Source organism: Pseudoalteromonas rubra (genome assembly GCF_005886805.2).
Taxonomy (GTDB): domain Bacteria; phylum Pseudomonadota; class Gammaproteobacteria; order Enterobacterales; family Alteromonadaceae; genus Pseudoalteromonas; species Pseudoalteromonas rubra_D.
Window position 1 is genome coordinate 3,355,737 of the sequence record NZ_CP045429.1, and the last position, 17,113, is coordinate 3,372,849.

Here is a 17,113-nt window from a genome sequence, read left to right on the forward strand (position 1 = left end):
AATAAATAGCAACTAAAATAAAGATAAGATGCTATTTAGGCTTGAAATCACTGGTCCAACAAGCTAGCCTAGCCAATGTGGTCAGACCTCTTACAAGGAATAACAACATGACACTATTATTTACACTCGCTTTAATCGCACTGGTGAGCGCTGCCTGCTACCACCGTGCGAGCTGGAACACCTGTCTGGGTGTTGCTGCGGCGACGTTGCTGATCGGCACCTTTGCCGGGGCCTTTGGCGCGTTTGCCTGGTTAATATTCTTAGCCATTGCAGTTCCTCTTTCGATGACCAACGTGCGTCAACAGTACATTGTTGCGCCTTTGTTCAAGGCGTTCAAAAAAGTGACGCCAAGCATGTCAGAAACAGAAAAATCGGCGATTGATGCCGGTACAACCTGGTGGGAAGCGGATCTATTCTGTGGTAATCCTAACTGGAATAAGTTGCACCAATATCAGGCTCCACGTCTTACTGCGGAAGAACAGGCCTTTATGGATGGCCCGGTTGAAGAAGTCTGTGCAATGCTGAATGACTGGGAAGCAACACACGAGCTAACCGACTTACCGCAAGAAGTATGGCAATATCTGAAAGACAACAAGTTCTTTGCCATGATCATCAAAAAGCAATACGGTGGTCTGGAATTTTCAGCGTACGCACAGTCTTGCGTATTACAAAAGCTGACCAGTAAGTCAACTTTGCTGTCTTCTATCGTTGGCGTACCTAATTCATTAGGTCCGGGCGAATTACTACAACACTATGGTACACAAGAACAGAAAGAACATTACCTGCCTCGTCTGGCAAAAGGTGATGAGATCCCTTGTTTTGCACTGACCTCTCCGGAAGCAGGCTCTGATGCGTCATCAATCCCGGATTTTGGTATCGTATGTAAAGGCGAATGGGAAGGTAAAGAAACCTTAGGTATCCGTCTGACCTGGAACAAGCGCTACATCACACTTGCACCAGTCGCCACCGTATTGGGTTTGGCGTTCAAAATGCGCGACCCGGATGGCCTGCTTGGCGACAAGAAAGAAATTGGTATTACCTGTGCGTTGATCCCAACTAACACACCGGGTGTTGAAATTGGCCGCCGTCACTTCCCGTTGAACGTGCCATTCCAAAATGGTCCAACGCAAGGCGAAGGCGTCTTTGTCCCTCTTGATTTTATCATTGGTGGCCCGAAAATGGCCGGCCAGGGCTGGCGTATGCTGGTTGAGTGTTTGTCAGTGGGTCGCGTGATCACCCTGCCATCTAATTCAACAGGCGGCATTAAGTCTCTGGCACTGGCCAGTGGTGCGTACAGCCGTATTCGCCGTCAGTTCAAACTGCCGATTGGTAAAATGGAAGGGGTTGAGGAAGCATTGGCTAAGCTTGGTGGCTATGCCTATAGCAGCGATGCGGCCGTGAGCATGTCAACCGGCGCTGTCGATTTAGGTGAAAAGCCGTCTGTTATTTCTGCCATTTTGAAATATCACCTGACTGAACAAATGCGTACCTCGACCATGCATGCAATGGATGTCCACGGTGGTAAAGGGATTTGCCTGGGTCCAAACAACTACCTGGGCCGTGGTTATCAGGGTGCCCCCATTGCTATCACAGTAGAAGGTGCAAACATTCTGACCCGTAACATGATCATCTACGGTCAGGGTGCTATCCGCTGCCATCCTTTTGTTTTGGCTGAGCTTAATGCCTGTACCATCAAAGATAAAGAAGAAGCCTTAAACAGCTTTGATAAAGCCTTGATGGGCCATGTAGGCTTCACCATTTCTAATCTGGTGCGCACTAAATGGCTGGCACTGACTGGAGGTCGCTTCAGCAAAGTACCATTTAACGATGAAACAGCAGATTACTACCGTGCTGCTGCCCGCTTCAGTGCGTCACTGGCACTCATGTCCGACATCTGCATGGCAGTGTTTGGTGGGTCTTTAAAACGTAAAGAACGCATTTCTGCGCGCCTTGGCGACTTACTGAGTTACCTGTACCTGGTTTCTGCGACGCTGAAACGTTATAACGACGAAGGTCGTCGCAAAGAAGATTTACCGTATGTTCAGTGGGCCTGTCAGGAACATTTGTACCTGTGTCAGCGTGCACTGGCAGATCTGATCAACAACATGCCGTCAATGGCATTGCGTGGTCTGCTTAAGCTCATCTTATTCCCATTCGGTCGCCCGGTTCGCAAACCAACAGATCAGATGGAGCATAAACTGGCGCAGCTACTGCAAACACCAAGTGCGGCCCGTGACCGTCTTGCCTCGCATATCTATCTGCGTGATGAGCCGCTTAACCTGATTGGTAAACAAGAGCAAACACTGAAAGACATTCTGGAAGTGGAACCGCTATTCGACAAAGTATGTCGTGCCAAAGGCGAAAAGCTGCCATTTATGCGCCTGGATAAAGTGGCTGAAATGGGTCGTGAATGTGGTGCGCTTAACAACGACGAAGCCGATAAACTGGCCGCCGTTGAAGCGAAGCGACTCGAGGTTATCAATGTGGATGACTTTGACCCCGCTGACCTGCTGGCTGGCAAAGCCAGAGTGGTTGCAAAAGATGCGGACGCCGCATAACTTGTCTCTAACCTAAAGGCCAGCCATGCTGGCCTTTTTTGTACCTGGTATTTTATCTGCACTAAAGAAATAACACTTTGAACATCATCAGTGCCACACTGATACTGCCCCAGACTACCGCTAAACGTCGCGGATGATGCGCAACAGCCCACATCAATAGTGGCGTGCTCACTATTACCGCCAAACTAAACAGCTCACCATTAAGCAATACAGCGACACCGAGCCAGCTTGTAAAGCACAAGCCGTAAATCAATAACGACTGACTGAGTATAACTTTAGGGTACAGCTCAAGGCTGCGCCAGAACTGCCTGCGCCCCGTAACGTGTTTATCGGTATCCAGATACAAACTACTCCACCACAATTGATTAATCAGCAAGATCACTAAGGTATAGTAATGCAGCAAATCGGGGCGCTCTTTGGCCATGATCAACCCTGCCCACAATGTGATCAATGATGCCCCTGCACGCCACACAATCATCCAGGGAGACGTCTTGATGACGTAATACCAAAAACTAGCAGGGGTTAGTGAGGGCTGTGGCAAAGCAAGCTTTATTTCTGGCCTGAACCAATCCAATGCCAGCCACAGTGTGATGACAGCCAGATAAATTGGCAGACTTGGCGCCAGCCACACGGCAATAAAGGCGACCAGCAAGGAACTCAATAAAGCCTGCGGGCGGTAAAGCAAAATTAATGCAAAACACCACTGCAAAAGCATAAATGCAGGCAGCTGTGGTGCCTGCCAGAGCTTGTCAAAGCCAATACTCATAGCCAGGATCAGCGCAGCAACAAAGAGCACATGACACCCCAGCAAGAGTATCCAATCTGCTGCAATTTGATGTAACCGGCCGCGCAGCAATGTGCTGTGATGAGCACGATGTGCTGAATCCATGATTGCAGGTTTCAGTGCCTGTAACAGCAAGCTCTGTAGAAGCAAAAAGCCAAATGCCACTTTGATGGCAAGGTGATGCGAATCAAACGAGACCAGCTTTCCCAAACCATAAAACACCCCAATGACCAGCTGGGGAATAAAAATAAAGAACAAGGTTATCAACATCATCGAGAACTGTTGCAGTTGCTTCATCAACACAGCCAGCTGAACACGACATGCCCGGTAACGATACTGATAATAATGTAACATTTGCCCCTCACCGAAACAGTGGTTGTGTCACAAAGCCAATTTCTATAAAGGGCTGAGGTTCATGGCAGCTGATGATCACTTGTGCCGGATGATGTTTCAGCCAGCCCAACAACACATCCAGGCTGGCGTGATCCAGTGCCGCACTTGGCTCATCCAACACCAGATAAGGCGTATTACGCATCATGGCGTTTATGAGCTGACACTTTTTCTGATTGCCGGATGATAACGCACCGTAACGGGTATCCAGGAATGGCTCAAAGGCCAGTTGGTGTATCATCAGTTCGGGCCAGGGACACGCCCAGCTCTTTACCGTCAATTGCAGTAACTGCCTGGCTGTCAAAAACTCGGGAAAGGGAATGGACTCGCTGGCAAGCGCAACGACTCTCTGGGCAGCTGGCTGGGGTTGGCCGTCAAATAGTACTTCGCCATGAAAGGCGTCGTCCAGACCTGAAATGATCCTGAATAAGGTGCTTTTCCCCAATCCGTTTGACGCTTCGATACAGAGCTTTTGCTCTGCCAGTACAGTACTATAGTCAGAGAAAACCGGGTCGTGCAGATACACTTTGGTAAGGTGTTTTATTTCTATCATACAGGTCCTTGTTCATTGCCTGTTCCGATATTAACAAAACACCCCGGCGCCGCATATGCGCCCGTCGTTACAAAGTATGTCGGTTAAAAGCGCGCCCAGCATACTCAGAGATAAAAGTTTCGATAGCGCCACGCTTTTGCATCGTCACAAAGACCTGCTTACCATCTTTCCCACCAAAAGCAATATTGGTCGGATACTGGCCCTTGAGTGCAACCTTGCGCAGCAACTTGCCCTGCGCTGAGAGTATCACCACTTCGCCTGCGCCATAGCGTGCAACATAAAGATTACCGGCTTCATCACAACGCATGCCGTCCAGGCCATGATCCTCAAACTCATAAAACAACTCAGGCTTACCTGTCATGCCCTGCTCATCGAGCGAAAAAGCCCAGATCCGGCGCTGCACACTCTCATTGACATACAAAGTACGATTATCCGGACTGACTTCGATACCATTTGTGGTGCCCATATTGGCGCGCAGCAACTGAGTTTGTCCATCGGGTGAGATGCGCCAGAGTTGCCCCTGACCATTTTGCCAATCCGGGTCACTGGCGAAGAGCACGCCATTATCGCTGATCGCCAAATCATTGGGCTGGTGCATTTTCGGATTATGCGCCAGCACAGAAACCGACTTGTCGGGAGCCACTTTCAGGACATTGTGACCCGTGTAGTCAGCGATATACATATTGTCCCGGGCGTCAAAGCGGATCCCATTGCCCGTGCTCCCTTCTGGTAAGGTCAGGTATAAGTTCGCCTCGTCGCGTCCGCTCACCTGGCCGACAGTGCCCTGTTGCGCAAAATTAACAGCAAATAGTACCCCATTACGATTAACTGCCGGACCTTCTACCCCCTCAGTGAATACCCCATCCGCCACCCAGTCCTGTGACTGATATAACGCAGGTCCCGATTGAGAAGAAACACAGGCAGCAAGCAAGCTCAATGTCGCACCCAGGATAAAAACATGTCTTATTGGCATAGCTTTGTCCCTAAATATAAAAGTCTGAGTATGCGGTTTCGCCCACGGGCTGTGAATTGAGAAATATTCACGCAGAACTAAGGGCAGAATGCCCCTCAGAACTTATAGCGCACTTTTAACAATACCGAATCCTGCATTGGGGCTTGCCAGAGCTGCTTTGCACTCTCCAGCCAGGCCTCTGAGCCAATCTGGCTGCGGGGCAACCTGTCACCTGTCGTTGCGCCACGGCGATAAACCAGAAACAAATCTGACAGCGCGCCCATCCGGTAACGAAGTTTAAACTGACTCGACAAGCGGCGATCTTCAAAGCTGGTGTCTACCCCATTTAATAACTGTCGCTGGTGGTCCTGTAGCGCAAAAACCTGATCACTGCGCGCTTCCAGTACCGCCCACTCTAGGGTTGAGGAGAACTCCAACTTATCCGTTATCAAGCCACTGACCTGAATTTTATTAACGAAAAAATCCCGTTCATACTGTGTGACCTGATCTGTATCGCTTGCCACCAGCCAGCCATCTCCGGTGCGATAAAAATTATTAAACTTAAGTGTCCAGTTTGGATGTGGCAACCAGGTCAAATCAACAGCATACTGTTGCGCACTCCCCTCAAACCCTTCCTGATCATATTCAAAGCTGGCAGCCCATGAGAATTTACCTATGTAGGGACTGATATACATGACTCGGGTTTCCCAATTACCCGGCACTTCGAATGCCTGGCTCTGGCGACCTATGTTGTCCTGCCAGCCACCATTGATCCGGTCAATATGAAAGTCAACCTGACCCCCATTTGCCAGCAACCATTGGCTGAGATAGGCCTGCCGGGCCGGTAATTTCAAACCCTCACTATCGGCTTCATAACGAACAGTAAGTGAGTGCTTAATACGAGCTAACCAATGACTCTGAGTATTGATTGCATGACTCAACTTCGCCTCACTATACTGCCAATTGTTCCGCTGGGAATACCCTAAATCACTGTTATTAAATCTTTTATTTAACTTAAGGTAACGCCCTTCCAGACTCGTATTTGGCGAGAACTGATATCCCAGCTGCATCGAGGCCCCATTGCCCGTTTGTTCGCTCACGTGTTCAACCTGGCTTGCCAGTAACGCCCCCTGAAACGACCAGGTTGCACTTTGATATTGGCTGTCCCAGGCCATAGTCAATGCGTTGCGATCCAGCCAGGGTCGATCGGTATAAGTGGCCAGTAATCCTGACTGCCAGTGCTTCTGGCGATATTTGGCCCGGGCGGCATAAAAGCGCTTACCGGCATCACTGTCTAAGTCCTTTTCTTTTACTGCAAACGCCCCCACTTGCAACGTCTCGCCCTGATGCACAAACCGGGTAGCCAGATCTATGGGTGTAATAAACTCACTGCCATCATCGCTGCCCGCACCAATTCGACGGGTGTGGATAAGCTTAGTATCCTGCAATGCCTGCACATTGAATACGGCAATGTCCTGGGTGAAGAAAGGCCGCTTGTCACTACGGAGTGTTTCAACCGCACTGTAATTGATATCCACTTCATCACTGTCCACCTGGCCAAAATCCGGATTCACCGCCACCGACAATTTCTGATGATGATTGGGCTTGTAAAACAAATCGAAACCCACGTCGCTGTTGTCCGTGGCCTGGTCGGCAAAATGTTGCTGATGACTAAAATAGGGCACAAAACTTAACTGACTATGGCTGGGGATCGCCGATGCCAGCTTAGGCATGGCAAGGAAAAAATCGCTATTACTGGTCGTTTGTTTTTGATTTGCATAGATATAATTTTTACTGAGGTCATAAAGCTGAATAGATACGCCGATTTCTCCTTGCTCACTGTCCGCATTATGTGCCGGATTATAAAACGACACCGTATGCCAGGGGATGAACACCTCTGTGGACCAGTAATCTTCCGCTTCAAATATTGCCGACTGCCAGTCTCCATCCCAGTCACTGTCCTTAGTCAGCTGTGGCGTAAGCACGGCGTCCTGGGTACCTCCGCCCAGTGTAACGGCAAACTCATACGCGCCACTGCCATCACCGGCAAAATCCACAACAATCCGGTTAAACTCAGCCTGCATAAAGGCATCCTGAATATTAAACTGCTTCTGCCTGCTTGCTTCATCCTGATAGTTGATGATGCCTATGTAAACACCTGATTGGTCGCTCAATACAAGGGCATGCACCTTATCAGTATGCTCAGTTAAGGTTGCCGGAACCACCTGGTAAAACCGATTAAATTGTCGGGCGGTTTGCCACAATGCTTCGTCCAGACGACCATCAAGCTTGATGTGCGTGTTGTGTGTTTGATTTGCCCATAGCGCCTGACTGCTCAATGCCCCACTGATGTATAGGGCGAGATAATACTGCTTCATATGACTGCTCCCGATATGAGTGACTGCACTCATTGCAACAGAAAAGCGCAACAGAAAAGCTGAAAGTTTCCTGAAGAAGCGTGATCAAGCTCTGATGATTATTGACTTTGTTCTGAACTAGGTTAGTTTCTGCTAATAATACGTGACCGGCTTAAGCTAACAGCTGCTGAGTTTTAAAAATAACAATGATTGCAATGAAAAAAGCCAGAGCCCAGAACCCGGTTGCAGCACAGATAAAGACTGCAGGCATGGAATCATCAACAAAGGATCCAATATGGAAACATCCACACGCGCTCAACATTATCACTTCCTGTCCTGGCAGTTTGATGCCAGCCAGGATGAATTGCGCGCGCCTGACAGCCAGGTTGCGATAAAATTAGAACCTCAGGTTGCCAGGCTGCTAGAGCTGTTTGTCTGCGCACCGGATCAGGTGTTGTCACGCTCGACGCTGAATGAGGCATTGTGGCCAGACACCATTGTCGAATCTAACAGCCTGTATCAGTTGCTGACTAAATTACGCCGGGTGCTGAATGACAGCGCCAGGCAACCCCGTTTTATCAAAACTGTGCCCAAACGTGGGTACGTGTTTATTGCGCCGGTAGAACGACATCAGCCGACCTCTCAACTGAACGTGCATACTGATACTGAGATCCAGCGCGCCGCCGGGAGCAATCCTCATATCAGATTCAAAAAGCGCGCATTGATGGCGGCAATACCAGTCGTCACCGCGTGCTTCAGTGCCATAGCCTACTTTTCCACAGTACCTGAGCCAATCACGCTTCCTCAGTATGAAGTCGAAGATATAACCTATGAACTGGGACTGGAATTTGATGTTGCAGCCCACACCACGCTGCCGCTATTGGCCTATGTTGACAATTTTAAAACCCTGGTCATCTCAGATAAACAAGGCAATGTCACTCAGCGCCTGCATTTTGATGACCGGGTCGCAAAACCAGCCTGGCACCCCACTAAAGGCTGGCTGGCATTTTGGCAATATCAGGGAGATGGCTGTACCCTATTGATTGTCAATGCGCATGGGCAACAACTAAATCAGTCGCAGGCCATCCCCTGTTATCATATTCAGGCACCAAGCTGGCAATCAGACACCCTGCTTATTGCCACGGTACGCACCCAAGCAGGGACACTTCCTTATCAGTATAATATTGATAGTAATAAATATATTTCTATTCCACTCAAGCTGAACGACGATGAAAAGCTCATCACAACACTACGAGGCTGGGACAACCAGACCTACTACCTGATCAAAGATGCCAGTCAACACAGCCGCCTGGTTACCCTCGATGGTAAAGTTCAGATGCGCTGGTCTTACCCTGTCTGGTTGATTGCCTACGATCCTAAGCATCACAGCATGATCACCAATGACAACAGCAAGCACCATAATCTGATTGCCACCACCCGCGATGGACATGAATACCCGGTTATTGCCACGCCGCAGGGGATCTTCAGTAGTCTAAGTGTTGATGGCGAGGGGAACATCTTTAGTGCCGCAGAAAGCTGGCAGGTGAATATTCGTGACAAAGACAATCTGCCAATTTTCTCGAGCTCAAGCCATGACTATCTGCCGGTTACCAATAGCCTCGGCGAAACCGCCTTTATGTCACGCCGCACTGGCGCCTGCGAGATTTATCTGCACAGTCATGATCGGGTTATTCAGCTCACGCATCACAAAGGCAGTGACTACGTGAACTTTGTCACCTGGAGCCCTGACAACGCTTACATCCTTGCCAATCGCGAAACACGATTATTACTGCTCGACCGCACCGGTGTGCAGAAAACCTTTACGCCTCAGCTTGTACTGCCTCTCAGACACTTTGGCTGGTTAGATACCGATACCCTGTGGGCCACAGATGGTCATGAGGTCGTTATTTACAGTAAAAGCGGGCAATTCAAACACCGTGTTGCTATCGCATCTGACCTGATACTGTACGACTATCAAACCCAAAACTGGCTGATTTTTAAAGACTCGATGATTTATCGCACAGCAGATCTGGCGAGCACGTTTGAAGATGAAATGCCGCTCACTACGCTTGAGCCCCAGGCTTATCATCAGGTGACAAACCCCAGGCTAAGAGATGGCTTCCTGTACTGGCAAAGTGCCTGGTCTAAGACAGATCATATCTGGCGCCTGGCGCTTGATGGCAAAACCCAGCCAGAACTCCTGAAAACGCAAAACTTGTTGTGGCACTACGATATCGCAGCGGATGGCACTTTACTGATTGCCAAAATGGAATCTGTCGAAGGAGACATTAAACGTCTGAGCCAAAAGTCCGACGCAAATTAGCGCCCACAGTTTAATCCTGCCGAGGAATGAACTCACCCTTGATCAGCCGTTGCCACTGACGCTCAAACTCACCTGACGCTTTGAGCTTTTTCAGGCTGGCATTAAAACGCTCGCGCAGCGCACTGCTGCTCGCTAGAGAGTTTGGAAACAGTACATGCGCCCGATAGTTTAAAAAAGGCTTAGAGTGCGCCTGTATTTGGTCTTTCGGCATAGATGGAAAGTGTTCTGCCAGTAAGCTTTGCATCGCTGTTTCACTGAGCAAAATCAAATCAACGCGATCATTAAGCAGCATGTTGAGGTTAAGCCGGTCATTGCTGACCATAATCACATCCAGCTCCCCCTTTTGCATCGCCTGATGAAACTCTGGTACATATTCGTATCCTAAAATCGCGCCTATCCGATAAGGCTTGAGATCATCAATGCTGTGCCATTGTGGCAACGGCGTCTCAGCCCTGAAATAGAGTAACAGCTGGCCACGATAGAGCTCATCGCTACAATAAAAGTGTTGTTGATATTCGCGCTCGCAAACCCAGTAAGACGCCATGTCATACATACCTTGCTGCGCAGCCTGAAAACTGCGCTTCCAGGGCAAATAAACAAACTCGGCGCTCAGCCCTGCCTCTGCAAGTACCTGACGTATGAGGTGATTGACAAAGCCATCGTCAACAAGCTTGCTGCCGGTAAACGGTGGATACTCCCCAGTTGCAATGCGAATGGACTCACTTGCCCGTGCAAAACTACAACCAACCAGCATTAATAAAACCAGGGTCCAGTGCATGTTGCTTCACGACAATAAACTAAGCCTTGCTGATACTATAGATGTACCTGACTGATCGCGCTATGTAGCTTGTCAGACTGAAACAACAAAGCACAAGGGCTTTTAACAGTGCCTAGACTGATTGTCTAAAATGTGTGAGGTGCAAGCACAAAAAAAGTGAGTGTGCTTTTAAACTCAAGCTCAGGAGACAGCTTTATGTGATATACACCAAAATAAAACAATGATCTATTAATGACATAGACTGTTGTTATAAGTCCTTATCTTGGCGCTTCTTAGCGAATTGCCAACCATATAAACAAGCAATCAGCATGCTAATGGCGCTAAAAAACGAGCTGACTTCTCTTTGCAGTATGGAAACGAAAACCAGCAAAATTGAGCATATTCCGAAAAAACACAACACATTTTAAGGCCATGATTGCTTAATAAACCTCCCCCTTTACGAGGTTTATTAAAAACCAATCGATAACCTGGTTTGCCAAACCACCAAGAGCACAAGGCCAACGCAAGTGAGCCTAAAACAGCAATAGAACCAAACGCAGAATTCGCGAAAACCACACCAATCAAAGCTGCAAAAACGAGCGCAATGAAAAGAAGTATTAAACCGACACAGACCTCTATACCTCTGCCTGATGATTGCTCATAAAAGTTCATGTAATTCCAAGGACATAACACCAGGCAAAATTGAGACACCAAGTGGAACTGAGCCTGGATTCAATCGCCTCTCTTAATTACTTTGCCCGGTGGCTTGTTGAGAAAACCACACAAGCGCGAACAAGTTCATAAAATAAAACGATAGCCGCAAATATTAAACAATGATCTGCGGTTGAAACATAAGAATCACCACAATCCCCGTTATATGCAGTTCTGGTGTAAACGAGTGAAGCAACTATCAGTGCAATAGTGACTACTGAAATATAAGCCTTGTTCCTAGTTCTGCATAATCGAACAAAGCTGGCGACAGTAATCAGAATAAGTGCAGTAGTTGCGTAAGGATCGGCATGCGCAAAACTTCGCTCATAGGCACTTCCATCAAAACAAGCTATTGATGAAAAAGGAAAAAAGCACAAGAAAATAGCGGAGAATTTAATCGTTTTCACTGTCGCTTAGTGACCTGTAGTTATGTTAAGGGGAAAGAAAAGCACTACCAAAGCTGTCACGCTCACCTCAGTTGCCAAAAACAACGCACGGTAAAGACGCCACGCATTACAACTTCTTATCAGTCATTTGCTGTCGTTCTTTTGCCCACAGTTTATCAGACCTAAATGCGTACATAAAAACGGGATAAGATATAAACAAAAGTAAGCCGAATGTCCCCAGAGAAAACACCAGCTGAATTAAACTAAAGTGATTAATTGTAAATGCAACTCCCCACAAAACAACCAAACTACCCGGAACTAAAATCGTAAGTACGAAGATTAGGATAGCTATCGCTTTGCTTCCAATTGCAACCCCGTAAGCATAACCATACATAGGTATGAGTATTGAACAGTACAATATGAGCGATACAAAAGTGTTGAAATCTATATGCTCTTTAAATGGTAAGCCAATAAACTCAAGTGCAGTGATGAAAGCTGAAAAGCCAAATAGTATTTTCCACTTTTTCACAACTATCCCCTTAATACATCACGCCTCAATCAACGGCAAAAAGTAGCGGGCAAAACTTTAATCAAGCGCCACCTGTAACCGCATTCTTCACAAAGTTCCAGTTTGGCAATAACATCTTTAATCTTTATCACCGCCCCCATATATTCAGCCTTAGCTGCCAGCGAATCAAAGTCACATTTTGCGTCCAGTTCTTTCTGTTGATTTTTAATACTTTAACTGCTGGATTCATCAATGCACTCAATACAGGCAACAACCAAATGTCCCTCAAATCATCAGGGCATAAACTGACAAGGCGCTTATATTATATGACTTTACCGCCAATATAAGTAAGTGATCACAAACTAAATGACAGACTACAAATAGGATACCAAGACAGATTAAGCGCAGGCTTTGGTGTAATTAAACACGGCACAAATAACCGACCTCACTAATGACAAATGGCGAACTTATCACACACTATTTTTTACTGGCCGGACAACGCGGTATTAAGGGTTTTTGGCTTTGGATCAAACAAGGGATAAGAAAATTATAAGCTTAAGTGAGAAATGATATTAGGGTGATAAAATAGAGTATTACTGAACTTTATAAAAAGTGGCGGAGTGGACGGGACTCGAACCCGCGACCCCCGGCGTGACAGGCCGGTATTCTAACCAACTGAACTACCACTCCGCAGAGATATAATGCAATTTTTTACTCGTTAAAATGTTGGCGGAGTGGACGGGACTCGAACCCGCGACCCCCGGCGTGACAGGCCGGTATTCTAACCAACTGAACTACCACTCCACGAGTAAATAACGATGTTAGTGACGTCGTTTTGTCATAAACTCAGACTACATTGAATCTGATAATCCAAACTAAACCCTGGCTAGATGGCGGAGTGGACGGGACTCGAACCCGCGACCCCCGGCGTGACAGGCCGGTATTCTAACCAACTGAACTACCACTCCACGGTGGTTTAGCTCGGTGTACTTCTTAAAGATCTTGGCGGAGTGGACGGGACTCGAACCCGCGACCCCCGGCGTGACAGGCCGGTATTCTAACCAACTGAACTACCACTCCAAAGAAGTACTGCACAGAATAAGCGATTGGCGGAGTGGACGGGACTCGAACCCGCGACCCCCGGCGTGACAGGCCGGTATTCTAACCAACTGAACTACCACTCCAGCGTGCGCTTATAGAGAAAAAGTATGTGGCGGAGTGGACGGGACTCGAACCCGCGACCCCCGGCGTGACAGGCCGGTATTCTAACCAACTGAACTACCACTCCGCAGCATCTTGTTCTCTCGCTGTTCAGGTGTGCTCCCTGACAGCGGCGTGAATAATACGAATGCCCCCCTTAAGAGTCAACACCTTTTTTGAAAAAATCGGGGATTTTTAGTCATCCGACATCGAAAGGTTCAAAATATCAGCTGATTTGTCATTTTTTGAACTTGGTTTGCCAGAGTTTTCTGCATTCTGATCTAACTCTTCCAAATCTAACTGCTTTTTCTTACCGATAAAGGGCAGGCTGATTTTTAATTTGATGGGCTTTTTCTGTACAAAAATGCGCACGGCCAGCCAACCCAACAGCAGGATCAGCAAATTACCAACAACCACAATGGCAACAATGGCACCGGTGCTGAGACCCGGTTCCGGTTCAGGCGGTGTGACCACACGCTGCGTTGGCCGCTCTGACTCAGGTAACTCCGGTACTTTTTCAATCGGGCGTTCTATTTCAAAGTTATAATCTGGCAGGCGGGCCATAAACTCTCGGCCGTTGATGTTTTCACCAAAGGCGGACAACTCCACACTGTATCGACCCCAATCATAATTTTTAATTGCCAGCTGGCGGTACAAACGCTCTTCGCCATTGAGGGTGAACATTTGCTCTTCACCATTGGGGTATAAGATTTTTCCCTGAAAGATCACAGTCTCCGGTTTCACCACCTCGGACTCCAACCTGATAGTCAACTGGTGCTCAAAGTCTTCCTGCCCTGCCAGCATCAATTCAAAAGAAAAAGGTGGCTCTGCAATAATGATAGGATCTTTCACTACACGACGTTTGAGGATGGGCGTTTCTATATAGAATTCGGGTTGCCACTCACCGGCTGGAAAATTCAGACGAAATTCACCAGTAAAGATGCCATCCAGAGGGCGCTCATCAAATTCCCGGCCATCATCTTTAAATTCGGCCACACTTTGCGTGCCCGCACCAAAGTTAGCGTACTGATCATTATTAGTGCTGACAAACTCGACATACAGAGTAACAACATCACGGAAGTAACCAATATCGACAGGCTGGCCATCGTTGGTGACTTGTCCCTGAATTTTCAGCATTTCACCACGGAAGATCAAAGGCGGTAAGGGGTCAACCTGCAACTCAATATCCCCCAACACCATAACCCGGCTGTCCTGGCGGATCTGACCTAGTACCTGCCAGGGGCCAGGCATAGGATCGGTCACTATCACCAGGTCATAACTGATCTCGTCATACCATTCGAGCTTTTCGTCAGCAATAGCATGCGTGGCGTAGTATTTACTGCCGTCGGGTTTAACCAGCACCACGGCAGGCGTACCCGGGGCACGAAAGAACAACAACGTAATTTTCTTAACATTGTGGTCAATGCGAAAGCGATTATCCAGTAAAGGGATCTCATTGACCTTGCCGTCTCGCTCAAGCAGCGTAATTTGCGGTGTGTCGGCCATCATCGTCGCGCTAAACACTGCGCAATATAACAACATCAATCCTGTTAAGCCGATCCGCATGCCACTTTACCTCATCATAAATTAATCGTTCTCTTGCACTACAGGTGCGAGCCTGAGTGCAGCTACTGCTGCCACAAACTCTGCCCGCAGGCTTTATTGACCAGCTCCATGCGCGCTTCATGCGCATCTAGCTCTTCTGCCGTCGCCAGCACCACATTCAGCGGCGCACGCTCAGCACTCAAGCGACGGATCCCCCCGCCACTACCCTGCTGTGCCTGTTCATTGTACTGAGCCAGATTAAGCTTCTTCTGGCCTCCTGTCATAGCCAGGTAGACATCCGATAAAATCTCGGAATCCAGTAAAGCGCCGTGCAATGTTCGTTTTGAGTTATCTATATCATAACGGCGACATAAAGCATCAAGGCTGTTCTTCTGACCCGGATGCAAGTCCCGCGCCATCACCAAAGTATCGAGTACCTCACATACCTCATGAGTTTTTGCAAACCCCTGATTAAGCATAGCAAACTCATGATCCATAAAGCCGACGTCGAACGGCGCGTTGTGGATCACCAGTTCGGCCCCCTGAATATAGTCATAAAACTCTTGCGCAACGTGATGGAAAAAAGGTTTGTCTCGCAGGAACTCATTGGTAATACCGTGAACGTCAATGGCCTCTTCTTCAATACTACGTTGTGGGTTGATGTAGACATGGAAATTGTTGCCAGTCAGGCGACGATTCACTAATTCCACACACCCGATCTCGATGATCCGGTGACCTTCTTTGGGGTCAATGCCCGTGGTTTCTGTATCCAGTACTATTTGTCTTTTATGCATATCGTCGATTGCCTAACTTTGCTATGGTTAGCGTCTATTGGAGTATTTTACATAAAAACAGGCAAATTCGTGCAAAAATCCGTAGAGATCTATACCGACGGCTCCTGCTTGGGCAACCCGGGTCCTGGCGGCTATGGTGTGTACCTCAGTTACCAAGGTCATGAAAAGACCCTCAACGCCGGATATCGGCTTACCACAAATAACCGCATGGAGATGCTGGCAGCGATAGTTGCACTCGAAACACTCAAGCGTCCATGCCAGGTGATCCTGTACACAGACAGTCAATATGTGAAACAAGGGATCGAATCCTGGCTGGCCAACTGGAAAAAGCGCAACTGGAAAACAGCCGCCAAAAAGCCAGTTAAAAATGTCGACCTATGGCAACGACTGGACGCTGCGGTTCAGCGTCACACCATTGAGTGGCGTTGGGTTAAGGGCCATGCAGGCAACAAATACAATGAGCTAGTGGACGACCTGGCACGCGAAGCCGCTGGCGGTGCGGTTCTGCAAGAAGATACCGGTTACCAGAGCGAGTAACCGACTAACTTTGTTCCTGATTACGACTGTGCTTCAGTCGCGCGCCTTTTACCGCTGGCGTCCATTTAGGACGCGCATGCCATTTGGGTTTAATCGGCGTTAAAGGTGCGACCCGTTTGCGGGCCACCAGCAAATAGACACTGCCCATCGGCTTCATGTAATGACGACAAAAACGTCGCCAGGGCGCAAAACGCGACAGCCGTGAACCTCTTGCCAGTGAGGCATGGACGAATCGCTCATCGGCAAGAATTTCAAACCCCAGCAGATCCAGCCAGTCCTTAACCCGGGACGGGGTAAAAAAGCGTCCCGACCAGGGCAGTTTTTCTTTGCTAAATGGCAGCAAATGCGCCAGTCCACACAAACTAAATGGATTAAACCCGCTGATCACGATATACCCACCCGGGATCAGTGTTCGGTGTGCCTCCCGTAAAATATGATGGGGATCAGAATGATATTCCAGACATTGACTGAGAATACATGCGTCTACGCTATGTTCATAAAAGGGTAATTCATCGATTTCTGCTAACACGCCAACATGCCCCCCCTCTGGCGCAACACAAATCTGATGACTGATCGGACTTTGTGACGTATCCAGCTGACCACTCAGGCAGCCCAGCTTGAGCATATGATAACCAAACATTCGCGGCAGCCAATGAGCCATCCGCCTTTCTATGCCTGCGCGCACATAATCTCCATGTGGAAAATCCTGCCACTGGTAGGGTTTCGGACCCTGCTGAAAACTTAGAGCTGGTTTCATG

General features: G+C 48.2%; 14 protein-coding genes and 6 tRNA genes. 3 read left to right on the forward strand and 17 right to left on the reverse strand.

The window, feature by feature from the left end; translation table 11 throughout:
• The first annotated feature begins 107 nt into the window (after positions 1-107).
• Positions 108-2,558, forward strand: coding sequence for an acyl-CoA dehydrogenase FadE (fadE, locus tag CWC22_RS14530; RefSeq protein WP_138539824.1), 2,451 nt, complete (start codon positions 108-110; stop codon positions 2,556-2,558).
• 61 nt (positions 2,559-2,619) lie between these two features.
• Here the strand turns inward: fadE and CWC22_RS14535 are convergent, their stop codons facing one another.
• The 4 genes from CWC22_RS14535 to CWC22_RS14550 form a co-directional block, all read right to left on the reverse strand.
• The gene (locus tag CWC22_RS14535) at positions 2,620-3,696 is read right to left on the reverse strand and encodes a DUF6136 family protein (RefSeq protein WP_138539825.1); all 1,077 of its coding nucleotides are present in this window, start codon (positions 3,694-3,696) and stop codon (positions 2,620-2,622) included.
• Positions 3,697-3,703: 7 nt separating this feature from the next.
• A complete protein-coding gene (locus tag CWC22_RS14540) occupies positions 3,704-4,285 on the reverse strand; it encodes an ABC transporter ATP-binding protein (protein WP_138539826.1) in 582 nt (193 codons plus the stop codon).
• Between the two features lie 67 nt (positions 4,286-4,352).
• Positions 4,353-5,258, reverse strand: a complete 906-nt coding sequence (locus CWC22_RS14545; protein ID WP_138539827.1) for an SMP-30/gluconolactonase/LRE family protein — start codon at positions 5,256-5,258, stop codon at positions 4,353-4,355.
• Positions 5,259-5,353: 95 nt separating this feature from the next.
• On the reverse strand, positions 5,354-7,615 hold the full coding sequence (locus CWC22_RS14550; protein WP_138539828.1) for a DUF5916 domain-containing protein: 2,262 nt from the start codon (positions 7,613-7,615) through the stop codon (positions 5,354-5,356).
• Positions 7,616-7,889: 274 nt separating this feature from the next.
• Here CWC22_RS14550 and CWC22_RS14555 point away from each other — a divergent pair, with 274 nt between their 5' ends.
• Complete coding sequence (locus CWC22_RS14555) at positions 7,890-9,917, forward strand: winged helix-turn-helix domain-containing protein (RefSeq protein WP_138539829.1); 2,028 nt, start codon at positions 7,890-7,892, stop codon at positions 9,915-9,917.
• A gap of 10 nt (positions 9,918-9,927) precedes the next feature.
• On the opposite strand, the gene CWC22_RS14560 is transcribed toward CWC22_RS14555, so the two are convergent.
• The 12 genes from CWC22_RS14560 to dnaQ all read right to left on the reverse strand — a co-directional run bounded on the left by CWC22_RS14560 (position 9,928) and on the right by dnaQ (position 15,818).
• Complete coding sequence (locus CWC22_RS14560; protein WP_138539830.1) at positions 9,928-10,695, reverse strand: substrate-binding periplasmic protein; 768 nt, start codon at positions 10,693-10,695, stop codon at positions 9,928-9,930.
• Positions 10,696-10,998: 303 nt separating this feature from the next.
• Positions 10,999-11,346, reverse strand: coding sequence for a hypothetical protein (locus CWC22_RS14565; RefSeq protein WP_138539831.1), 348 nt, complete (start codon positions 11,344-11,346; stop codon positions 10,999-11,001).
• A 77-nt stretch (positions 11,347-11,423) separates the two neighbouring features.
• Positions 11,424-11,792, reverse strand: coding sequence for a hypothetical protein (locus CWC22_RS14570; protein WP_138539832.1), 369 nt, complete (start codon positions 11,790-11,792; stop codon positions 11,424-11,426).
• A 106-nt stretch (positions 11,793-11,898) separates the two neighbouring features.
• On the reverse strand, positions 11,899-12,300 hold the full coding sequence (locus CWC22_RS14575) for a hypothetical protein (RefSeq protein ID WP_138539833.1): 402 nt from the start codon (positions 12,298-12,300) through the stop codon (positions 11,899-11,901).
• A gap of 592 nt (positions 12,301-12,892) precedes the next feature.
• Positions 12,893-12,969, reverse strand: a tRNA-Asp gene (locus CWC22_RS14580).
• Between the two features lie 37 nt (positions 12,970-13,006).
• A tRNA-Asp gene (locus tag CWC22_RS14585) sits at positions 13,007-13,083 on the reverse strand.
• 87 nt (positions 13,084-13,170) lie between these two features.
• Positions 13,171-13,247, reverse strand: a tRNA-Asp gene (locus CWC22_RS14590).
• A gap of 35 nt (positions 13,248-13,282) precedes the next feature.
• Positions 13,283-13,359 (reverse strand) — tRNA-Asp (locus CWC22_RS14595).
• Positions 13,360-13,386: 27 nt separating this feature from the next.
• Positions 13,387-13,463, reverse strand: a tRNA-Asp gene (locus CWC22_RS14600).
• 27 nt (positions 13,464-13,490) lie between these two features.
• Positions 13,491-13,567 (reverse strand) — tRNA-Asp (locus tag CWC22_RS14605).
• 107 nt (positions 13,568-13,674) lie between these two features.
• The gene (locus tag CWC22_RS14610; protein WP_230090656.1) at positions 13,675-15,021 is read right to left on the reverse strand and encodes a TIGR03503 family protein; all 1,347 of its coding nucleotides are present in this window, start codon (positions 15,019-15,021) and stop codon (positions 13,675-13,677) included.
• An 86-nt stretch (positions 15,022-15,107) separates the two neighbouring features.
• Positions 15,108-15,818, reverse strand: a complete 711-nt coding sequence (gene dnaQ, locus CWC22_RS14615; RefSeq protein WP_138539769.1) for a DNA polymerase III subunit epsilon — start codon at positions 15,816-15,818, stop codon at positions 15,108-15,110.
• Between the two features lie 69 nt (positions 15,819-15,887).
• Here dnaQ and rnhA point away from each other — a divergent pair, with 69 nt between their 5' ends.
• On the forward strand, positions 15,888-16,355 hold the full coding sequence (rnhA, locus tag CWC22_RS14620; protein WP_138539768.1) for a ribonuclease HI: 468 nt from the start codon (positions 15,888-15,890) through the stop codon (positions 16,353-16,355).
• A 4-nt stretch (positions 16,356-16,359) separates the two neighbouring features.
• Here rnhA and CWC22_RS14625 read toward each other — a convergent pair whose 3' ends face one another.
• The gene (locus tag CWC22_RS14625) at positions 16,360-17,112 is read right to left on the reverse strand and encodes a class I SAM-dependent methyltransferase (protein WP_125563499.1); all 753 of its coding nucleotides are present in this window, start codon (positions 17,110-17,112) and stop codon (positions 16,360-16,362) included.
• Position 17,113 lies beyond the last annotated feature (1 nt).

What these genes read in the sequence shown, in the direction of transcription:
- CWC22_RS14545 (WP_138539827.1), bottom strand. Translation starts at nt 5,258, where the DNA reads ATGCCAATAAGACATGTTTTTATCCTGGGTGCGACATTGAGCTTGCTT.
- CWC22_RS14625 (WP_125563499.1), bottom strand. Translation starts at nt 17,112, where the DNA reads ATGAAACCAGCTCTAAGTTTTCAGCAGGGTCCGAAACCCTACCAGTGG.
- CWC22_RS14565 (WP_138539831.1), bottom strand. Translation starts at nt 11,346, where the DNA reads ATGAACTTTTATGAGCAATCATCAGGCAGAGGTATAGAGGTCTGTGTC.
- dnaQ (WP_138539769.1), bottom strand. Translation starts at nt 15,818, where the DNA reads ATGCATAAAAGACAAATAGTACTGGATACAGAAACCACGGGCATTGAC.
- fadE (WP_138539824.1), top strand. Translation starts at nt 108, where the DNA reads ATGACACTATTATTTACACTCGCTTTAATCGCACTGGTGAGCGCTGCC.
- CWC22_RS14540 (WP_138539826.1), bottom strand. Translation starts at nt 4,285, where the DNA reads ATGATAGAAATAAAACACCTTACCAAAGTGTATCTGCACGACCCGGTT.
- CWC22_RS14555 (WP_138539829.1), top strand. Translation starts at nt 7,890, where the DNA reads ATGGAAACATCCACACGCGCTCAACATTATCACTTCCTGTCCTGGCAG.
- CWC22_RS14560 (WP_138539830.1), bottom strand. Translation starts at nt 10,695, where the DNA reads ATGCACTGGACCCTGGTTTTATTAATGCTGGTTGGTTGTAGTTTTGCA.
- CWC22_RS14550 (WP_138539828.1), bottom strand. Translation starts at nt 7,615, where the DNA reads ATGAAGCAGTATTATCTCGCCCTATACATCAGTGGGGCATTGAGCAGT.
- CWC22_RS14610 (WP_230090656.1), bottom strand. Translation starts at nt 15,021, where the DNA reads ATGTTGTTATATTGCGCAGTGTTTAGCGCGACGATGATGGCCGACACA.
- CWC22_RS14535 (WP_138539825.1), bottom strand. Translation starts at nt 3,696, where the DNA reads ATGTTACATTATTATCAGTATCGTTACCGGGCATGTCGTGTTCAGCTG.